Annotated in this window: 19 protein-coding genes; 10 read left to right on the plus strand and 9 right to left on the minus strand. The window is 62.6% G+C overall.

The annotated features are described in order from the left end of the window. Positions 1-7: 7 nt before the first annotated feature. Positions 8-1,573, minus strand: a complete 1,566-nt coding sequence (locus tag GST84_17345; GenBank protein ID XGB14000.1) for a PAS domain-containing protein — start codon at positions 1,571-1,573, stop codon at positions 8-10. Between the two features lie 266 nt (positions 1,574-1,839). On the opposite strand from GST84_17345, the gene GST84_17350 reads away from it, so the two are divergent. From GST84_17350 to GST84_17370, 5 genes are all read left to right on the plus strand, one after another. Next, positions 1,840-2,154 carry a helix-turn-helix domain-containing protein gene (locus GST84_17350; GenBank protein ID XGB14001.1) on the plus strand — a complete coding sequence of 105 codons (315 nt, stop codon included), beginning with the start codon at positions 1,840-1,842 and terminating at the stop codon, positions 2,152-2,154. A 227-nt stretch (positions 2,155-2,381) separates the two neighbouring features. Further along, positions 2,382-3,692: a C4-dicarboxylate transporter DctA gene (gene dctA, locus GST84_17355; GenBank protein ID XGB14002.1), complete on the plus strand. Its 1,311-nt coding sequence runs from the start codon at positions 2,382-2,384 to the stop codon at positions 3,690-3,692. 44 nt (positions 3,693-3,736) lie between these two features. Further along, positions 3,737-4,435: an FCD domain-containing protein gene (locus tag GST84_17360; GenBank protein ID XGB14003.1), complete on the plus strand. Its 699-nt coding sequence runs from the start codon at positions 3,737-3,739 to the stop codon at positions 4,433-4,435. A 16-nt stretch (positions 4,436-4,451) separates the two neighbouring features. Continuing rightward, positions 4,452-5,120, plus strand: a complete 669-nt coding sequence (locus tag GST84_17365) for an FCD domain-containing protein (protein XGB14004.1) — start codon at positions 4,452-4,454, stop codon at positions 5,118-5,120. Between the two features lie 149 nt (positions 5,121-5,269). Next, the gene (locus GST84_17370; GenBank protein ID XGB14005.1) at positions 5,270-6,319 is read left to right on the plus strand and encodes a hypothetical protein; all 1,050 of its coding nucleotides are present in this window, start codon (positions 5,270-5,272) and stop codon (positions 6,317-6,319) included. 39 nt (positions 6,320-6,358) lie between these two features. Here GST84_17370 and GST84_17375 read toward each other — a convergent pair whose 3' ends face one another. Further along, positions 6,359-6,787 carry a PACE efflux transporter gene (locus GST84_17375; protein XGB14006.1) on the minus strand — a complete coding sequence of 143 codons (429 nt, stop codon included), beginning with the start codon at positions 6,785-6,787 and terminating at the stop codon, positions 6,359-6,361. A gap of 104 nt (positions 6,788-6,891) precedes the next feature. On the opposite strand from GST84_17375, the gene GST84_17380 reads away from it, so the two are divergent. Next, a complete protein-coding gene (locus tag GST84_17380; GenBank protein ID XGB14007.1) occupies positions 6,892-7,770 on the plus strand; it encodes a LysR family transcriptional regulator in 879 nt (292 codons plus the stop codon). 142 nt (positions 7,771-7,912) lie between these two features. Then, positions 7,913-9,799: a HAMP domain-containing protein gene (locus tag GST84_17385; protein XGB14008.1), complete on the plus strand. Its 1,887-nt coding sequence runs from the start codon at positions 7,913-7,915 to the stop codon at positions 9,797-9,799. Positions 9,800-9,852: 53 nt separating this feature from the next. On the opposite strand, the gene GST84_17390 is transcribed toward GST84_17385, so the two are convergent. The 3 genes from GST84_17390 to GST84_17400 form a co-directional block, all read right to left on the minus strand. Then, positions 9,853-10,917, minus strand: a complete 1,065-nt coding sequence (locus tag GST84_17390) for a hypothetical protein (GenBank protein XGB14009.1) — start codon at positions 10,915-10,917, stop codon at positions 9,853-9,855. 112 nt (positions 10,918-11,029) lie between these two features. Further along, the gene (locus GST84_17395; protein XGB14010.1) at positions 11,030-11,407 is read right to left on the minus strand and encodes a RidA family protein; all 378 of its coding nucleotides are present in this window, start codon (positions 11,405-11,407) and stop codon (positions 11,030-11,032) included. Positions 11,408-11,419: 12 nt separating this feature from the next. Beyond that, positions 11,420-12,556 (minus strand): FAD-dependent oxidoreductase, encoded by a 1,137-nt coding sequence (locus GST84_17400; protein XGB14011.1) that lies wholly within the window; start codon positions 12,554-12,556, stop codon positions 11,420-11,422. 114 nt (positions 12,557-12,670) lie between these two features. Here GST84_17400 and GST84_17405 point away from each other — a divergent pair, with 114 nt between their 5' ends. After that, on the plus strand, positions 12,671-13,264 hold the full coding sequence (locus tag GST84_17405; GenBank protein XGB14012.1) for a helix-turn-helix domain-containing protein: 594 nt from the start codon (positions 12,671-12,673) through the stop codon (positions 13,262-13,264). A 124-nt stretch (positions 13,265-13,388) separates the two neighbouring features. Beyond that, complete coding sequence (locus tag GST84_17410; protein ID XGB14013.1) at positions 13,389-14,174, plus strand: TSUP family transporter; 786 nt, start codon at positions 13,389-13,391, stop codon at positions 14,172-14,174. Between the two features lie 3 nt (positions 14,175-14,177). On the opposite strand, the gene GST84_17415 is transcribed toward GST84_17410, so the two are convergent. The 4 genes from GST84_17415 to GST84_17430 all read right to left on the minus strand — a co-directional run bounded on the left by GST84_17415 (position 14,178) and on the right by GST84_17430 (position 18,913). After that, positions 14,178-14,717, minus strand: a complete 540-nt coding sequence (locus GST84_17415) for a histidine phosphatase family protein (protein ID XGB14014.1) — start codon at positions 14,715-14,717, stop codon at positions 14,178-14,180. Between the two features lie 116 nt (positions 14,718-14,833). Further along, the gene (locus tag GST84_17420; protein XGB14015.1) at positions 14,834-17,068 is read right to left on the minus strand and encodes a TonB-dependent siderophore receptor; all 2,235 of its coding nucleotides are present in this window, start codon (positions 17,066-17,068) and stop codon (positions 14,834-14,836) included. Between the two features lie 445 nt (positions 17,069-17,513). Continuing rightward, positions 17,514-18,212 carry a type 1 glutamine amidotransferase domain-containing protein gene (locus GST84_17425; GenBank protein ID XGB14016.1) on the minus strand — a complete coding sequence of 233 codons (699 nt, stop codon included), beginning with the start codon at positions 18,210-18,212 and terminating at the stop codon, positions 17,514-17,516. A gap of 77 nt (positions 18,213-18,289) precedes the next feature. Next, positions 18,290-18,913 (minus strand): TetR family transcriptional regulator, encoded by a 624-nt coding sequence (locus GST84_17430; protein XGB14017.1) that lies wholly within the window; start codon positions 18,911-18,913, stop codon positions 18,290-18,292. 102 nt (positions 18,914-19,015) lie between these two features. Between GST84_17430 and GST84_17435 the strand changes: the two genes are divergently transcribed. Next, positions 19,016-20,452 (plus strand): aldehyde dehydrogenase family protein, encoded by a 1,437-nt coding sequence (locus GST84_17435; GenBank protein ID XGB14018.1) that lies wholly within the window; start codon positions 19,016-19,018, stop codon positions 20,450-20,452. Positions 20,453-20,504: the final 52 nt, after the last annotated feature.

Below are 20,504 nucleotides of genomic sequence, written 5' to 3' on the forward strand. Positions count from 1 at the left end.
TCCTGCCTTAGCGGTTGAAGCGCTCCACCAGGGCGCGCAATCCGGCGCATACATGTTCCAGTTCGGTGCCGCGCGAGGCGGCGGCGTTGGCGCTGTGGGCGCTGTGCTGGGCAATACCGGCAACGCCGTTGATTTGCCGCGAAACGTCTTCTGCCACCGCCGACTGCTGCTGCGAGGCGGCGGCCATCTGCTGGCTCATATCGCTGATGCGCTGTACCGCGTCACGAATACCATGCAGCGCTTGCCGGGCCTCCTGCACCTGGACAACACCTTGCTCGGCACCGTCGATGCCGTGGCTGGCGATCGCCACGGCTTCCTCGGCGCCACTGCGCAAGGCATCGATTATGGCCTGGATGTGCAGGGTGGACTGGCGAGTCTTGTCGGCCAGTGCCCGCACCTCGTCGGCGACCACGGCAAAGCCGCGGCCCTGCTCGCCCGCACGGGCTGCCTCGATGGCGGCGTTGAGGGCCAGCAGGTTGGTCTGCTCGGCAATGCCACGGATCATCCCGGCTGCCTCGGCGATGGCGCCAGTCTGACCAGCCAGGTGACTGACCGCCTGGTTGATCTGCGTCACAGTGCTGGCCAAGTTACGAATGGCCGCACCGCTTGCATCGGCTACCTGGCTACCTTGTTCGGCCAGCAGGTGGGCCGTGTGTGCCTCGGCGGCGGTCAACTGCACGTGGTTGGCCACTTCGCCAATGGAGGCGGCCATCTGGTTCATTGCGGTGGCGCTCAGGTCGGTTTCGGCGCGCTGCTCCAGCAATGCCGCCTCGGTGCTGCGCGACAACTGCCCGGCATCGCGAGCAGCCACGGCCATTTGTCCGGCCAGGTCGCTTAGCCGCGTCAAGGCGGTTTTCAGACGTGCCTCTTCGCTGATCAGCATCAGTTGCAACTGCCCGGCAGCACCCGTCAGGTCGCTGTAGGTCAAGGCTGCAAGCGGGTCGGCGAAGGCACCTTCGGCGCCCTGCACAATCTGCTGTAGCTGCCGCCCGAGGGCGTTGCGCGCCCACAGGCCGCAGGCCACGAACAGCCCCAGGGTCAGCCCCTGCCCCACCAGGCCGGGCCACAACTGGTTTGCGCCTACCGCCAGCAGCCCGCCGGCCAGTGGCAAGGCCAAGGCCTGCATCAGCAAGCTCAGCCGGCGCGGCGCCGACAATGCCGTTTGACCGTTGCGCAGCCGCGCATACAGCACTTCGGCACGGGCGACTTGCTCCCGCGTGGGGCATACGCGCACCGACTCGTAACCCACAACCCGACCTCCTTCGAGGATGGGCGTGACGTAAGCATTGACCCAGTAGTAGTCGCCGTTACGGCAGCGGTTCTTGACGATACCCATCCAGCTCTTCCCGGCTTTCAGGTAGCGCCACATCAACTCGTACACCGCTGGCGGCATGTCCGGGTGGCGCACCAGGTTGTGCGGGCTGCCGATCAGTTCGGCCTCGCTGTAGCCACTGATGGCGGCAAACTCAGGGTTGCAGTAGGTGATCAGGCTGGCGGTATCGGTAGCAGAAATCAGCCGCTGATGAGGGGGGAAACGTTGCTCGACCGGGGTTACCGGCAAGTTGAGGCGCACGATGAGACTCCATTCAATGACAAGCCGGTATCCAGTTCATCGACGGCCACCGGAACCGATTCATGGCGATCAGTTCCAATAGGCAAAAGCGCTTCCTGCCGTTGAGGCACGAGGCCGAACGGCACAAGGAAGAGGACGATGACTAACCGGTCAGACCATGAATTCTACGAAATTCATCACATAAATAAAACAAAGGTGATCGATCATGGCGTTGCGCCACATGGATAGATATCGTTAAGTTCTTGATTCTAAATGGGAATTAAGCGATGACGAGATCAGCTTTGGGTATCGCCCTGCGCCGCTACCGCAAGCTGGCGGGCCTGACCCAGGCACAACTGGCCGAACGGACCGGCTTCGACCCCAAGACCATCAGCCGTTTCGAAACCAGCACCTACACCCCCAGCATCGATGCAATCTTGGCGTTTGCCCAGGTGCTGGGCGTCAAGCCCAAGGACTTCTTCGCAGAACCGGACGACGAAGAGGAGCAGCGCGCCTACCTGTTCGGCGTCATCCACAACGCCCCGCCTAAAGATCTTGGCAAGCTGATTGCAGCAGTTGACCAGGCACTGGCCAAGCCCTGAGCTATTTCACGCGCCCACTTTCACGGCACGCACCGATCTAGAGCATGGCAGGCCGGATTGCCCCACAACTGGTCAGACCGGTAAGGCCAAAAAACCTTGCAATCGAGGATTTTTCGCGCTTTTATGGCCTCGCGCTGAACAAACCGGTAAGACCACAATAATTAAGTCCTGCGCTCTTTCGCCCCGTGCGGCTACCGAAGCAAGGACACCGATCAGAGACTCCTCCCATGCTCAAATGGTGCTCGCGTTCGATTTTCCTGCAAGTCGTACTTGGCCTTGCCCTCGGCATCGCCTGCGGTCTGAGCTTCCCCGACCTCTCCCTGCAACTCAAACCCCTCGGCGACGGCTTCATCAAGCTGATCAAGATGCTCATCGGCCTGATCGTGTTCTGCGTGGTGGTCAGCGGCATTTCGGGTGCGGGCGACCTGAAAAAGGTCGGGCGCATCGGCCTGAAGTCGGTGATCTACTTCGAAGTGCTGACTACCCTCGCGCTGGTGATTGGCCTGGTGTTCGCCTTCAGCAGTGGCATTGGCAGCGGTGCCAATATTCACCTGGATCAACTGTCCGCCGCCGATGCCAACGGCCTGGCCGAGCGCGGCCAGCACATCCATGGCGCCACGGCGTTCTTCATGGACCTGATCCCCACCTCGGTGATCGGTGCATTCGCCGACAACAACATTCTTCAGGTGCTGCTGTTCTCGGTGCTGTTCGGCAGCGCGCTGAACCTGGTGGGTGACTCGGCCGCCGGCATCTCGCGACTGATCAATGAACTGAGCCATGTGATCTTCCGCATCATGGGCATGATCGTGCGCCTGGCGCCGATCGGCGTGTTCGGCGCCATCGCCTTCACCACCAGCAAGTATGGCCTGGAGTCGCTGCAGCACCTGGGCGGGCTGGTGGCGCTGTTCTACCTGACCTGTGCCGGCTTCGTACTGATCGTGCTGGGCACCGTCATGCGCTTGTCGGGCCTTAAACTGCTGCCGTTGATCAAGTACCTGCGTGAAGAGCTGACCATCGTCCTGGGCACCGCCTCTTCCGACGCCGTGCTGCCACAGATCATGCGCAAGCTTGAGCACCTGGGTATTGGCAGTTCAACGGTTGGCCTGGTGATCCCTACCGGCTACTCGTTCAACCTCGATGGTTTCTCCATTTACCTGACCCTGGCCATCGTGTTCATCGCCAACGCCACCGGCACGCCACTGGAAATGACCGACCTGCTGACCATCCTGCTGGTGTCGCTGGTGACTTCCAAGGGGGCTCACGGCATCCCAGGCTCGGCACTGGTGATTCTTGCCGCCACCCTGACTGCGGTACCGGCGATCCCTGTGGTAGGCCTGGTACTGGTGCTGGCGGTGGACTGGTTCATGGGTATCGGCCGGGCGTTGACCAACCTGATCGGCAACTGCGTAGCCACCGTGGCCATTGCCCGCTGGGAGAAGGACATTGACCTGGAGCGCGCGCAGAACGTGCTCGACGGCAAGCCTGGCTTTGCCCCCGCGCCACGCAAGCAACCCAACGCCCATCAACAGGAATTCTGAGCGAACGTGGCCGGCATTGACGCCGGCCCTTCCAGGAGCGAAACGTGATCAGCTCATCAACCGTCGTCAACTCAGTGGTGGAAAAACTCCGCCAGGCCCTGGCCCGCGGCCAATGGCGCACCGGCGACATGCTGCCCGGCCAGCGCGAACTGGCCGAACAACTGGGCATCAGCCGCCCCAGCCTGCGCGAAGCGGTAACCGTGCTGGAAACACTGGGCCTGGTGCGCTCGTTGCCCGGCAAGGGTGTGTTGGTGCTGGACGCCGATGCCCAGGCGTCGGGTGGGGAAGTCAGTGCCGCGGCCAGCCTGGCCGACGTACTGGAACTGCGCTACACACTCGAACCGTTCATCGTCGGCCTGGTGGCGCAATCGGCCAACAGCCAGGACATCGGCCAGCTGCGCCTGACCCTGATGGACATGCGCGAAGCGCTGGAGGCCGATGACAGCGAAGCCGGGGTCAAAGCCTACATTGCCTTCCATGAAGCGCTGTTCGCCCTGACCACCAACCCGATTTTCCAGAGCGTGGTGCAGCAAACCGGCAATGCCCTGAAGCAAAGCGCCGACATGCTGCGCAACTCGCCAGAGCACCTGGCCGCGCGGCTGAAGGAGAACGAAGCGGTGGTACGTGCCATTCGCGAACGCAGCAGCGCCCAGGCCAGTGCCCAGATGCGTCAGCATATCGTGGCCGAAGGGCTGCGCATGGGCATCGCGCTGAATATCCCGGACGAACATCCACATCCATGACCTCAGGAGAGTGACCATGAACGCCGCCCCCCACTTGCCTGCCCTGCTCGCGGCCGGCGAAACCCGTCTGTCGGCCGAGCAGATTTACCCGCGGCTGTTCGACGCCATTCTCGAACAGCGCCTGCCCCCGGGCAGCCTGTTGCCCGAGCAGGCGCTGGGCCATGCATTTGGTGTCAGCCGCACGGTGATCCGCCGCGTGCTCGGGCGCCTGTCCGACCAGCAGGTGGTGGTGCAGCGCCCCAGCCACACCGCCCATCTGGCCGCGCCTGACCCAGACCAGGCACGCCAGGTGCTCAGTGCCCGGCGCCTGGCCGAAACCACGCTGATCACACTGGCCGCGCAACGCGCCCGGCCGGCGCAGGTACGCCAGCTACGGCAACTGGTGGAGCGCGAGCGCCAGCACCATGAGAGTGGTGAACGCTGCGCGGCGATCCGCCTGGGCGGCGAGTTCCACCTGAAACTGGCGCAGGTAGCGGCCAATGCGCCGCTGGCGCGATTTCTCAATGGGCTGGTACCGATGACCTCGCTGATCATCGCTCGCTACGAATCGCCGTGCTGCGATCATTGCGCGTGGGAAGAGCATGCGGCGATCATCGATGCCGTGGAGCAAGGTGATGCCGAAGCGGCCTTGGGGTTGATGCACAGGCACCTTGACCGCCTGGAAGAAAAGCTGGACCTGGACTAATCCGACCAGACTACGCGATCGCTCCTGCTCAGGCCGCGTTCACGCACCATTTGCAGCTGCGCTGAGCGGGCGATGGGCTGCACAGCAGCCCCGATAACCCCACCCTATACTGCGAGAACCAGCCCAGCCTCTACCAGGGAGGCGGTCGCGTGAGTTCTCGAATCTTCCTGTTGCTATGCCTTCTGCTGGCCCTCGGCGGTTGTGCCAGCAAGCGTCCCCCTGCCCCGCCCCCGCCCACAATACTCAGCCCTGCGGCGTGGCAACGCATCGATCAGGAACTGATCGACGCCTCGGCCGGCGCCGCCGGTTCGGCCAATGACTATGCCCGTCGCTCGATGCGGGTGTGGAAGGAGCAGGTGCAACAACGCACCGAGCGCGACTTCATCCCCTGGTTCACGGGTTACTGGACCCAGCAATGGCTCACCCTCAAGGTGGCCTGGTACAAGCTCGACAGCGGCGAGGGTCGGGAACCGGCAGAAAAACGCCTGGCCCTGTACCTGCAGGAGCAGTATCACGCGCGGGTGATCGAGCCGGTAGCCGAGCAGATCAACCCCGAGGGCATCCGCGACCGCGCCTGTGAACTGTATCTGCAACTGCTCGGCCAGCAACTGCCGGCCATCATCAGCCGTTACAACGCGCCGCCCGAGCAGTTCAGCCAGCGCCTCAACCGTATCCCCGCCATCGCCCTGGGGCCACCGGATGCGCGCAATGCCAGCCTCTATCAGCTGCTGCGGGCCAAGTCACTGGACCAGCAACCGGCCTGGCAAGCCATGCGCCAGCACTTGCATCAGCAGGCCAGCAAAGGCCCTGGCAGAACCGATGTCGGACTTAACTCGGTGGCCACCCAGGCCAGCGAAAAGCTCGGCGCCACCCTGGCGCCACGCGGTATCGCCAGTGCCGTGGCATCGGCAGTGGGCAAGGTGGCGGGGGCGATGATTTCGATTGCTACGGCCGGTTACGGGATGATGACACATGACCGTGAACACCCGCAGATGGTCGAACAGCTGCGGGTGATTCTCAACGTGGCGTTGAACCAGGAATGGCAGGAGTTGATGGAGAACCGCCAGAGCGGCGCCATGGCGGGGGTCTATTACCTGTCGGGGCAGGTTGAGGACAGCTTGCTGGCCAGTGCGCCGCGGCCGATGGAACAGCAGGTTGAGCAGCAGCAGGCGCCTTTGATCATTCGCCTGCCACCTTAGTGGCGGCCTGTGCTGGCTTGTTCGCCGCGCAAGGCTATATCAAGCTGCAGCCAGGGCAGAGCGTGGCAAACCAAACACCCGATCAAACGCCCAGTTGTAGGCAAAGGTGTAGCACGGCACCAGGATGATGAACGCCATATCCACCAGCAGCGCCTCCAGCAATGTCATGTCCAGCCACCAGGCAATCAGCGGAATCAAGTACACCACCAGGGTCAACTGGAAGCCGATGGCATGCACCACCCGCCGCGCCACGCTGCGCCCCCGCTTGGCCTGGCGGCTCTCCCAGTACTCGAACAGGGTGTTATAGACCAGGTTCCAGAGCATGGCGATGGTGGTGATCATCACCGCCAGCGGCCCGGTATGGGAGGCCTGCGTATCTGACAGGTAGGCCAGCCCAAGGGTCGACATGCACAGCCCGATCAGTTCATAGAAAGTCACGTAGACCAGCTTGCGTTTCAATCCCTGCACCGAGGGTTACCTCCAAAGACAAAAAGCGACGGGGGGGCGATCATGCTTCAATACACTTGACAGCAAAAGTCAGCAGCTATCAGATTAACTGACAGGAGGCTGCCATGAACTTTTCCAGCGACAACATCCAGCTGTTTCTGGCCGTGCTCGACCACGGCTCGTTTTCTTCCGCGGCGCGCGCCCTCAAGCGGGTGCCTTCAGCGGTGAGCATGGCCATTGGCAACCTTGAGGCAGACCTTGGCTACAGCCTGTTTGAACGCGGCCCGCGTGAAGTTCGCCCAACCGCACAGGCCTTGGCCCTGAAGCCACACGCCAGGCTGATTGCCGAACAACTGGGGCTGCTGCAGGTTCATGCCCTGGAGCTGTCCCAAGGGCTGGAGAGCAGCCTGACCCTGGCCGTGGTACCCGACATCGATCACCGCCCGCTGCTGGCGGCCATCGCCAACCTCGGTGAGCGCTACCCGTTGCTGGACATTGCCCTGCTCAGCGCTCCGCAGGAAGAGGCCCTGCACTTGCTGGACAGCGGCCGTGCCGACCTCTGTGTAGCCTTTGCCGGTTTGCAGGTCGATGCCCGACGCGGCTTCCAGCACATTGGCATGGAGTCGCTGGTAGCCACCCTGTCGCCGGCCCACCCGGCATTGCGTGAGGGGCGTATCCACTACCTTGAAGACCTGACGCAGGTGCGTCAGATTCTGGTGCGCAGCCGCGACCTGCCGCTGGCTGACCCTCGCCCGCTGATCGGTGCCACGCACTGGTCCAGCGACAGCTTCGACCTGGCTTTGCAGATGGTGGAAGCGGGCCTGGGCTGGGGCGATCTGCCGTTGTCGCGGGTCGCGCCGCTGCTGGCCAGCGGGCGTCTGATACGCCTGGAGTTCCGCAATACACGCAACGAGTTGCAACTGCCCGTGCATATCCTGTGGCGCAAACAACAGCCGCTGCAGCAGGCCGCCCGCCTGCTGATCGAGCAGTTGGCTGACCAGTGACTGCCGTCCGTCGCAACGTCTGTAAGAATTTTCTCTAAGCACTTCAATCTTTTACCCCTTGAGCCGATATCTCGGGCGACAGGCCTCGCATCGCGTCATGAGCGCGCTGCGACCTCCCCTCATTGGCTCAAGGTCTCGAAACATGAACCTGAAATTTCGCCACAAGATCCTGCTCAGCGCCTGCGGCGTCGTGGTTTTGGCATTTGCCCTGTTCACGCTCTACAACGACTACCTGCAACGCAACACCATCCGCCAGAACATTGAAGCCTCGGTGCAGCAGGCCGGGGCACTGACCGCCAGCAGCGTCCAGAACTGGATGAGCGGGCGCATCCTGGTGCTGGAAAACCTGGCCCAGGACATCGGCCAGCAAGGTGCCGGCGATACTCTGGCAGGGCTGATCGAGCAGCCGTCCTACACGCGTAATTTCCTGTTCACCTACTTGGGCCAGGCCAACGGCGTATTCACCCAGCGCCCGGATACCCAGATGCCCGCCGGTTACGACCCGCGCCAGCGCCCTTGGTACGGCGCCGCCGCCAGCGCCGGGCAGACCGTGCTGACCGCCCCGTACCAAGGTGCAGTCGGTGGCCTGATGGTGACCATCGCCACCCCGGTGAAGAGCAAGCGCAATGGCGAACTGATCGGTGTTGTCGGCGGTGACGTGACCCTCGATACCCTCGTCGAGATCATCAACTCGGTCGACTTCGGCGGCATCGGTCACGCCTTCCTGGCCGACGCCAATGGCCAGGTGATCGTCAGCCCCAACAAAGACCAGGTGATGAAGAACCTCAAGGACATCTACCCAGGCAGCAACCTGCGGGTCGCCGCCGGCATGCAGGATGTCACGCTCGACGGCCAGGACCGCATCATCTCGTTCGCCCCGGTGGCCGGCCTGCCTTCGGCGCAGTGGTACATCGGGCTGTCGATCGACAGGGACAAGGCCTATGCCGCGCTCAGCCAGTTCCGCACCTCGGCGATCATCGCCATGCTGATCGCCGTGGCCGCGATTGCCGGCCTGCTCGGCCTGTTGATTCCTGTGCTGATGAGCCCGCTGACCACCATGGGCCGCGCCATGCGCGACATCGCCGAGGGTGAAGGTGACCTTACCCGCCGCCTGGCCGTGCAGAACAAGGACGAGTTCGGCGAACTGGCTACCTCGTTCAACCGCTTTGTCGAGCGCATCCATGCCTCGATCAGCGAAGTGTCCTCGGCCACCCGCCTGGTACATGACCTATCGGAGAAAGTGGTCAGCGCGTCCAATGCGTCGATCAGCGGCTCTGAAGAACAGAGCATGCGCACCAACAGCGTCGCTGCGGCCATCAACGAACTGGGCGCCGCCACCCAGGAAATCGCCCGCAACGCCGCAGATGCTTCGCAACATGCCAGCGGTGCCAGCGAGCAGGCGCACGGTGGCCGTGAAGTGGTTGAAGAAGCCATCAGCGCCATGACTGCCCTGTCACAACGGATCAGCGAGTCGTGCGCGCAGATCGAAACCCTCAACGCCAGCACCGACGAAATCGGCAAGATCCTCGACGTGATCAAGGGCATTTCTCAGCAGACCAACCTGCTGGCACTGAACGCGGCCATTGAAGCAGCTCGTGCGGGTGAAGCCGGCCGTGGCTTTGCCGTGGTGGCCGACGAAGTGCGTAACCTGGCGCACCGTACCCAGGAGTCGGCGGAAGAAATCCACCGCATGATCACCAGCCTGCAGGTCGGCTCGCGCGAAGCGGTGCATACCATGAACACCAGCCAGGTCTCCAGCGAGCAGACCGTGCAGGTGGCCAACCAGGCCGGCGAACGCCTGGCCAGCGTAACCCAGCGCATTGGCGAGATCGATGGCATGAACCAGTCGGTGGCGACAGCGACCGAAGAACAGACCGCCGTGGTCGAGAGCCTCAACCTGGACATCACCCAGATCAACGCCCTGAACCAGCAGGGGGTGGAGAACCTCAACGAGACCCTGCGCCATTGCGACCAACTGGCCCAGCAGGCCGGGCGTTTGAAGCAGTTGGTGGGCAGCTTCAGGATTTAAACGCCGGGTTCAGGCGGCAACGGCCTATGCCTGTTGTCGCCTGAACCGGCCCCTTATGCAGCCACTGCCTTCGCAGCCTTGCCCCGCCGTACCCAGGCCAGCAGCACCGCCGCCATCAGCACAAAGCCCAGGTAGCCAAACAACGGGTACACTTCGCCCACCAGGCTGATGAACCCCACCAGGCTACAGCCGAACGCCACCACCCCGGTCACCACCGAGCCCCAGCGGAACGTCGTCGTGCCCGCCGGTAACAGCCGCGAGAGGAAGGAAAACAGCGTGCCCACCGCGGTGTTGACGATCATGCCGAAGATGATCAGGCACATCACCAGCCCCAGCAGTGGTGACACCTCGTTGGCAATCGACAGCATCGGCATCGGCTGGTCGGCCACACTGTCCAGGCGCGACAACAGCCCGGCACTCATCACCAGCATCAGGCCGCCAAGTGCCGCACCGCCGAGCAGGCCTCCCCACACCGCCGCTTTCTCGCCCTTGGCCGAACCGCCCAGGATGGCCAGGATCGGCGCGCCCGCCACGATGTTATACGACACATACAGGAACGCACCCAGCAACCAATGACGGGTGCCGGCCTGTTGCTGGCTAGCCACCTGATCGAGCGCGGCAAAGCTCTGCTCGCGGGTGATCACGGCATACAGCGCTATCGCTGAAGCCACCAGGATCAGCAAGGGGGTGATCGCGCCGATTGCAAGAATCATCCTGCGCACGTCCAGGCACACGATACCGACCACCACCAGCGTCACCAGCACGCTGCCGGTCAGGGCCGGGATGCCGAACTGCTGCTCCAGCAATGCACCACCGCCGGCCAGCATGACCACGGTGACGGCGAACATGAAAAAGGTGATCAACCAGTCGACGAACATGCCCAGGTGACGGCCGCAGATGGCCAGGATCACATCCTTGTGCGAGGTGGCCTGCTGGCGATTGCCCAGCCCCGCCAACGCCATGCCGAGGAAGGTGAACAAGGCGGCACTGACCAACGCGCCAGCCAACCCCCACACGCCGAAATCGACAAAGAACAACAACAGTTCCCGCCCTGAAGCGAACCCCGCCCCCACGATCACGCCGACAAATGCGCCGGCAATCTTCAGCTGCTCTTGCATGTGAACCTCTGGATTTATTGTTGTTTTTTCATTGCCGTCGCATACCTGTCGCAGGGGCGGCCTTGCAGCCCATCACGACACACGGTCGCCTCTACACGGGCGCTTTGCCCGGTCAGGCGTCGCCGACGAACGCCTGCACTTCGATCTCCACATCCACGCCCAGGGCCAACGCCGAAGCCACGGTGGAGCGCACCGGTAGCGCCGCGCCGAAGAACGTCTTGTACACCTCGTTGAAGCCGGCGAAATGGCGCATGTCCGACAGCCAGACCGTGACCTTTACCACCTGGTCGAAACGCGCACCACAGGCCGCCAGGCTTTCGGCGATGCGCTCGCAGGCAGCACGGGTCTGAGTCTGGATATCACCGCGCACCACTTCGCCGTCGGTGTTCATCGGCACCTGCCCGGAGAGGAACAGAAAGCCACCGGCCTTTACCGCGCGGGAAAACGGGAACGGCAGGCTACTGGGGAAACGCTGAATGTCATTGCTCATGGGATGCTCCTTTCAGGGTTGCTGGAAACGGGCCGGGGACAGGCGATCGGGCGCCACGCCCTGGCTGACAAGGTCGGGACACAAGGGCTGGCCCAGCAGCAGATCGGCGGCCAGGCGCGAGGCGCCCGCTGCCGACTGGATGCCATAGCCTCCCTGGGCCGCCAGCCAGAAAAACGCGGGTGCATGCGCATCGAAACCGATCACCAGGTCGCCATCGGCAACGAACGAACGCAGCCCGGCCCAGGTGTGGCTGGGGCGGCGGATCGCCAGGGTGGTCATGGCTTCAATGTTGTAAATACCCAAGGCCACGTCGAACTCCTCGGGCGCGGCATCCTGTGGCTCAACCGGGTCGGCATTGGCTGGCGACCCCAACAGTTGGCCGGCATCAGGCTTGAAGTAGAAGCTTTCATCGACGCCAATCACCGCCGGCCAGCGGGCAAAGTTTTGCTCTGCCGGGCCGGGGAAGGTGAAGGCGCTACGGCGGCACGGTTGCAAGCCGATACGCGCCACCCCGCACTGCTCGGCCACACGGTCCGCCCAGGCCCCTGCAGCATTGACCAGGCGGCGGGCCTGCAGCCGGCTGCCATCCGCCAACTCCACCTGCCACATGCCGTCCAGGTACCAGGCCTTGATCAGCTCGGCGTTACAGCGCAGTTCACCGCCAGCAGTGCGATAACCACGCAAGAAGCCTTGGTGCAAGGCATGTACATCAAGGTCCATCGCACCCGGCTCAAGCACCGCGCCGGCCAAGGCTTCGCCACGCAAGCTGGGTACCAGTGCCAAGGCCGCGTCCCGGTCAAGCAGGCTGACTTCTGTGCCATTGGCCAGGTTCTGCGCGTAGGTTTGCTCAAGCAGTTCACGCTGCTCCAGGCCGGCCACATACAGACAACCTCGCGGCTCCAGCAGCGGGTGCTCGCAGAAGCCCGGCGGTGGCGCTTCGTAGAAGGCCCGGCTGGCGCGGGTCAGCGCCTGGATCTGTGGGGTGCCGTAAGCCTCCATGAACATGGCCGCCGAACGCCCGGTGGAATGGTAGCCAGGCTGCGATTCACGCTCGAGCAACAGCACACGCTGCTCGCCGGCCAGGCGATAGCCCAGTGAGGCGCCGGCAATGCCAGCACCGATGATCAGGGTGTCGTAGGTCGGGGTCATGCACGCTCCTGCCAGCCAATTATCATTTATGAGAATTCTAATATATGAGAATTTAGAAATGCGCAAGTGTCCAAGGTAAGATGCCCGACCACCGCCGCATGCCGAGATCCCTGAATGCCCGCAGCTCTACCCCAGCTTGACCGTGCCGTCGTCGGCCAGCGTCTGCGCCAGGTGCGCAAGGCTCGCCAGATGACCCTCAAGCAATTGTCCGAAGCCAGTGGCGTGCCGCTGTCCACGTTGTCGAAGATGGAACTGGCGCAGGTGTCGGTCAGCTATGAAAAACTCGCCGCTGCTGCGCGGGCGCTGAATGTCGATATTGCCCAGCTGTTTCGCGCCAGTGGTACGGTCAGCGCGCCGGTGCCGGTGACCGTGGTGGTCGATTCACTGCCCGCTGCGGCGGGCTATTCGACCGGCACCTACGACTATTATCCGATTGCCGGGGACTTCCCCGGACGGTGCATGACACCGGCCTATGCCCGCATCATGGCCCGCGAGCGCGGCCAGTTCGACGACTTTATCCGCCACCCCGGGCAAGAGTTCGCTCTGGTGCTGAGTGGGCGCGTGCGCATCGAGTTCGAGACCGGAGAAGCGGTGAGTATCGGGCCGCAGGAGACGGCGTATTTCGACAGCCAGGTGGGCCACATCTACCTGTCGGAAAGCGATGACGGTGGTGATGCCCATGTCATGGTAGTGATGACTGATCGTTGATCGGGCGCACCTGCCAAGGCAAGCGCGGTTATAACCTAATAACGAACAAGTCTATTTGGCTATAAAAAAATCTATATGCTGACTGGCATCCGATAACGGGCAAAGTTGGGCAGTCGAGTAGCGTATGGATGTAGGTTCTTTCGGTTTTACCATTGCTGGCCTGGTCGTGGGCTTCATCGTCGGTATGACCGGCGTCGGTGGCGGCTCGCTGATGACCCCGATCCTGTTGTGGTTTGGCATCCACCCGGCGACCGCTGTCGGCACCGACCTGTTGTATGCAGCGATCACCAAGGCCAGTGGTGTCTGGGTGCACGCGCGCAACAAGAACATCGATTGGAAGATCACCGGCCTGCTCAGCATGGGCAGCGTGCCCGCAGCGGCGCTGACCCTGTGGTTCCTCAGCACCCTGCACACCGATACCTCGGCGCTCAACGCCATCATCAAGCAAGGCCTGGCGGTGGTGCTGATCCTGACCGCGCTGGCCATCCTGTTCAAATCGCGCCTGCAGGCCTTCGCCAGCCGTCATGCCGGTGATCACTACCACCTCAGCAACCGCAGCCTGAACACCCTCACAGTGCTGACCGGCGTGGTGCTTGGGGTAATGGTCACCCTCACCTCCATCGGTGCTGGCGCCCTGGGTACGGTGGCGCTGTTCCTGCTGTACCCGTTCCTGGTCACCCGTCGCCTGGTCGGTACCGAAATTGCCCACGCCGTGCCACTGACCTTGGTAGCAGGCCTGGGCCACGCGGGCATGGGCAACATGGATTGGTCGCTGCTGGGCTACCTGCTGCTGGGCTCACTGCCAGGCATCTATCTGGGTAGCCACCTCACCGGGCGAATTTCCGACCGCGTGCTGCGCCCTTGCCTGGCAGCGATGCTGCTGCTGATCGGTTACAAGCTGGCGTTCTGAGCCTTAGCCCAGGCGCAACCGCCACTGCCCGGTAAAGCTCAGTTCCAGGCGTGACAACGGCAGCACGTCGATACGCTGCCCGGCACTCATCGGACACCCTAGCACCTGAACCAGCATGGCGCGGATGACCATCGGGTGGGTCACCGCCAGCCAGTCACCCGGCCTGTCGAAGGCCGCCAGCCAGGCGGCCAGGCGCTGGCATAGCGCAGCGAACGACTCGCCACCATGCACGGCACTGGCCGGATCCTGCAGCCATTCTGCCAACGCCTGCGGTTGCTCGGCTTGCAGTTGCTTCAGCGACAAACCCTGCCAACGCCCGAGGTCACAATCGGCCAACCCCGGCTCGATCTGTACCGCCCCCGTTAACCACGCCGCCGTCTCGCAGGCCCGCCGCTCTGGCGCACTCAGCAACTGCGCGCCTGAACGGTCGGCGCCTGACTCTTGCTCTAGCGGCAGGATGCCATCGTCAGAATGGTGCAGGCGCCCGGTCTTCTGGGCCTGGGTCAGGGCATGGCAGATCAGGGTCAGGCGGACGGCTTTCACCAGGCATTTCTCGCAGCGGGCTGGGGCGCATGGTTTAGCATGCTGCGAGACTTTTGGCTGCAACAATGTCGTCGACCCGACTTGCCCGCGTATGGGCCGCACAGCAGCCCCTCGGATCAGAAGCTGATATTCAGCGCAGCAAACAACGCCCTGCCCGGCTGGTTATACGTGTTTGCCCCCGAGCTGCTGGCATTGCCGCCACGCAGGATCTGCTTGTCGAACACGTTGTTCACACCTACACGCACATCGTAGTTGGCGTTGAACCTGTACCCGGCGCTCACGTCCACCAGGCCATAGGCCTCGACGTCCTGCTGGGCGGTCTTGTCGTAGTCCTGCTGGGTGCGGTAGTTGTAGGTCGGTGATTTCTGCTTGCCGAAGTAAGTACCTGCCAGCTGGAATGACAATTGTTCGGTGGCGCGCCAGTCGAGGCTGGTGTTGACGGTGTATTCCGGGATCACCGACAGCGGCTCGCCCGTTTCGCGATTATCGTTGTCGAGCATCCAGGTCAGGTTGGTGTTCCAGTCCAGGGTCGGAGTCACCTCGATGAAGAAGTTGCCTTCGACACCTTCCACCCGCGCCTTGCCAGCGTTGTCCCACTGCGTCACGCGGCTGCCGGTACCTATGGTGTAAAGCACATCGGTATCACCGATGATCTTGTTCTTGTAGTCGTTGCGGAAGTAGGTGGCACTGGTGCGCCAGGTACCACGGTCGTACAGCAGGCCGATTTCCTTGTTGACGCTGATCTCGGGCTTGAGGTCGGCGTTGCCCTGCAGGTAACAGCCACCATTGTTGGTCTGTTGCACGCTGCAGCCATTACCGCGGCTGTACAGCAGGTAGTTGGGGTTGGACTGGTACAGGTTCGGAACCTTGTAGGCACGGGCGATGCCGCCTTTTACCGACAGCGCTTCGGTGAGCTTGTGCGACAGGTTCAGGCTGGGGCTGAAGTTGTCACCGAAGGTTTCGTGGTGGTCGAAACGCAGGCCCGGCGTAAGGGTGGTGTCGCCAACGATGATGTTGTCTTCGACAAACAGCGCATAGCTGCGTGCGGTCATCTTCGAGCTGCTGCGATCGAAGCCGACAAGGCCGTCATTGTTGGCGGGGTCGGAGCTTTGCGGGCGCAACGAACCTTGGTCGTTGAGGGCTTCGTACAGGTACTCGCCGCCCACGGTAAGCACATGTTCTGCGCTGCCCATGGCGAACGGCAGGTTCACTTCACTGCTCAAACGTGTGTTGCGCAAACGTGACATGGCCCCACCTTCGTCGTTGGGGGCACCTTCGGTGCGGCCTGCCAGGCCCTCGTTCAGGCGCCAGTTGCGCACGTACTCGTAGGCCAGCGTGGTCTTGCTGGTACCCCAGGTGAAATCACCGAGGTGGGTCAGGTCGTAAGTACTGCGCTGCATCACGTTGGTTTCGTGGCCGTAGAGGCTGGAGACGAAGTCGACGTCGCCGCCGCCGTTGCTGTTCATGGTGTCACCGGCAAAAATGTTGCCCTGACGGCTGTAGCCGGCACTGGCTTCCAGGCGGTGCTCGTCGTTCAGTTTCCAGCTCAGCAGGCCGTTGATGTCCTTGTTGCGCACCCCCTCCCGCCCCGCTACCAGGGCGCTGGTGGCATGCCCGGCGTTGATGTCCAGATCGTCGGCGTCAGTCTTGGCCAGGCCGCCGTACAGGCGGAAACCAAGGTTATCGGTCAGGCCGCCACCTAGGTTGAAGTTGGCTCGGCGGCTGGCGCCTTCCGCGCTGTCTTCGGGCAGCTGCGTGTACAGGCTGACGCTGCCTTTCAGCTCGTCGGAAGGGCGCTTGGTGATGATGTTGACCACCCCGCCCATGGCGCCGGAGCCGTAGCGTGCGGCGGCCGGGCCACGCAAGATCTCGATGCGCTCGACCGCTTCGGCCGGCACCCAGTTGGTTTCACCCCGAGTATCACGGTCACCGTTCCAACCATAGCGCACGGCGTTACGCGCACTGGATGGCTTGCCGTCGATGAGGATCAGCGTGTTTTCCGGGCCCATGCCGCGCAGGTCGATCTGGCGGTTGTTTCCGCGTGCGCCACTGGCACTGTTGCCGGTCAGGTTAACCCCAGGCTCGCGACGGATGATGTCGGACAGGTCATTGGCTGGCGGGTGGCGCTTGATGTCTTCGGCGGTGATGATCGACGTGCCCAGGGCCTGTCGCGCCTCGCGCTCGGCGGTGATCAGGGTGTCCTGGATCACCAGTGCGTTGTCGGCGACGGGCACTTCCAGTACCTCACCCGCACGTCGCTCCTCGGACTCTGCCGCGGTCGCCATCATGGCCGGCGACGCCAGCGCGACGAACGCCAGGGCCAGGCTGTTGGGTGAAGTTCTGCACTGCATGGGTACATCTCCTGCGATTCATGAGCGAAAAGGCACATCCCTGTCGGAAACCGGGAGCCCTCGCCCACCGGCCCCGCACACTCAGTCTGGCGGCCAACAGGGTTGGTAAATATAGAGAATCGCAAATGCGAGTAAATCTTACTTACGAAGTTTACATGTTTGTAACTGAACTTTGCTGAACCCTGATCTTTGGCATCGCGAGGCTTACCCGCCCCGCTGTGAGAGCAACTGTCTTGCTCAACATTTGAAAGGCGTGCGCGGTCGCCTGCAAGGAGCGGGTTTACCCGCGTGGCGGCGGCAACAGTGAACGGCTGGTGGAAATTGCCGGCAGGCCTGGCCCTTTCGCGGGTGAACCCGCTCCTACAACGGCCTGTGCCGAATCACCGAAGTGTCAGCCGTACCACTCTATGGCGAAGACGTCGCTCCTCTCGTTAAGCGAGGGATCTCACGCAGCCTTCCGCTGGAGCAGTGCAGCTACCTGCTCGGCAGTTGCTTTGGCAGATTGTGGGTTCTGGCCTGTCACCAAGCGGCCATCGACGACCACATTGGAAGTGAATGGCAAGAGTGCTTTCTCGTAGCGCGCCCCACGGCGTTTCATTTCTTGCTCGGCATTGTATGGGACCTTGCTCGCCACGCCCGCCAGCACTTCTTCGATCCAGGCATAGCCCGTCAGACGACGCCCCTCTACCAGGAGACGACCATCAGACAGCCGAGTATTGAGCAACCCGCAATAGCCATGGCAAACCGAAGAGACAACGCCACCACGCTCGTAGATCTCGCGGGTCAGTCGCTGCAAACCCTCGTCCTCAGGGAAGTCCCACATCACCGCATGGCCACCGGTAAAATAGATGGCGTCGAAGTCTGATGACACTAACGCTTGCGGACTTGAGGTGTTGGCAAGACGTGCCATTGCCGCCGGGTCGTTCAACCAGGCTTTGGCCGTGCCATCAAGCAATGGCCACTTGAGCGAACGCGGCTCGAGTGGGGATTTTCCACCCTGCGGGCTCACCAAGTGCTGTTCGTAACCTCTGCCAGCGAACACATGCCAGGCATGCGTCAGCTCACTCAACCACAACCCCGTGGGATGACTTGGGTCGCTGTAATGGGCAACGTTGGTAACGACGTGCACGATGCGTTTGGTCATGCCTGAGTACCTGATCCTAGGTGGTTGGGCCAAGCATCGCCTTCATACGGGCGAGCAGTTCTCTGTAGAGTCGCAGGTCATCGAGCCGTCTGGTCACTGACCAACCCGTCAAGCAAGGTCGTCAAGGCATCCTCGATGGCATGGTCGCCGACCTTCGCCGGCACCAACCGGCTATCGATCGAAAGCAGGGTCAACCCGTGAAGGTGCGCCCAGCTTGCGGTGGCCTGTCCCAAGGCAGAACGGGCGCGGATCGTACCCTCCTCCTGACCACGCTCCAGCACCTCGATCACCAGGTAGAACGGTGCCTGGGCTCGGGGGTCGACATGGATCTGCGCGGGGTCTCCCGCCTGTGTCGAAAACATCAACCTGTACAAATCCGGATTTTCCTCGCCAAACGCCAGGTAGGCGTAGGCCATCGCCCGCAAGCGCTCTGGTGCTGACATCGCTGGCCCCATCGCGTCTTGCATCGCCGCATTCAATCGCTCGAAGCCCAGTAGCGCCAACTCGTGGAGCAGCGCCCCCTTGTCCGGAAAATGCCGATATGGCGCCGAGTGGCTCACCTGGGCTCGCCGGGCTATTTCGCGCAAGGTGAATTGCCAGCCTTGCTGTTCTTTCAGGGTTGCCAAAGCAGTGTCGATGATGGTGCGGCGCAAATCGCCATGGTGGTAGGGCTTTGCTTCGCAAATTTCATCGGCTGACATACGGCTGCTCCCCTCATGTTGACAGTGAAAACATTGTCTTCCTATGATCGGCGGAAATCAAGTTTACAGTGTCTACATTGCAATAACCTTGAGAGGTGCAAGATGACTATCGCCGCAACGTCCATCCCGGCTATCTACGCCGCAACCACGCTGGAGCAGCAGCGTCGTGCGTTTCTCAATGACGGGCCACCCGGTTTTGAGCGACGCAAAACCAACCTGGTCAAGTTGCGCGCGGCTGTGCTTGCCCATCGCCGCGACGTGGAAGAAGCGATCAGCGCCGATTTCGGCAACCGCTCAAGGCATGAGACAGACATCATGGAACTGCTTGGCGTGGTCCAGTCGATCGACTACCTGCTGCGGCACCTGCGCCGTTTCATGAAACCCGAGCGTCGTCACGTCGCGGCGTTTCACCGCACTGGCCGCGCGCATGTGGAGTACCAGCCCAAAGGCGTGATCGGCGTCATGGCGCCGTGGAACTACCCAATAGCGTTGACCTTCATCCCCCTGGCCACCGCACTGGCGGCTGGCAATCGGGTGATGATCAAGCCCTCCGAACTGACGCCACGCACCAGTGAGCTGATTCAGCGCATTCTGGTGGGCAGTTTTACCGTCGAAGAGGTGGCGGTGATACTCGGCGGCCCTGAGACAGGCGCAAGCTTCAGCGCTCTCCCCTTCGACCACCTATTGTTCACCGGCAGTACCCAGGTTGGCCGGATGGTAATGCGGGCGGCGAGTGACAACCTTGTGCCGCTGACCCTTGAACTGGGCGGCAAAAGCCCTGTGATCGTGGCCCCAGGGCATGCCGGACGCAGCACCCTCGACAGCATCGTCTTCGGCAAACTGGCCAACGCCGGCCAGACCTGCGTGGCACCGGACTACGCGCTGGTCCATGAGGATGACCTGGATGAATTCATCTCCCAGTACTGTGCGGCTGTCGCCCGTGGTTATCCGCAAGGCCCGACCAGCCCGGACTACACCTCCATCGTCAGCGACAGGCACTACACGCGGTTGCAGTCGCTGGTCGAAGACGCCCGCACCAGGGGCGCCAAGGTGATCGAGACTGGCGTGACGCCAGAGCGCGCGACAGAGCGACCGCGGACACTGGCTCCGGTGCTGATCGTGGGGGCTGGTGACGATGCACGGGTCATGCACGAAGAAATCTTCGGGCCTTTGCTGCCCGTGCGTACCTACCGCTCCCTCGACGAAGCTATTGGCTATATCAATGCCAGGCCACGTCCGCTGGCGCTCTACTACTTCGGCAATGTGGGGGCCGACAGCGAAGCGCTGCTCAGGTGCACCACCTCCGGCAACGTCGGCATCAACAACACCCTGATGCACGTCGCGGTGGACGACCTGCCGTTCGGGGGCGTGGGTCCCAGTGGCATGGGGGCTTACCACGGTATCGAGGGTTTTCGCTCGATGAGCCATGCCAAGGGCGTGTTCGTCCAAGGTCGCTGGAACTTGCCAAAGCTGCTCCGGGCACCATTCGGAAAACTGGCTGATTTTGCCCTCGCCTTCACCCTGCGGCCCCGCCCCTGACACCACGCCCAGTAGCTGGAAAAGCGGGGCTTTGGCGCCTTGACATTAAAGT

The sequence above is a fragment of the Pseudomonas putida genome (assembly GCA_041879295.1).
GTDB classification, from domain to species: Bacteria; Pseudomonadota; Gammaproteobacteria; order Pseudomonadales; family Pseudomonadaceae; genus Aquipseudomonas; species Aquipseudomonas putida_Y.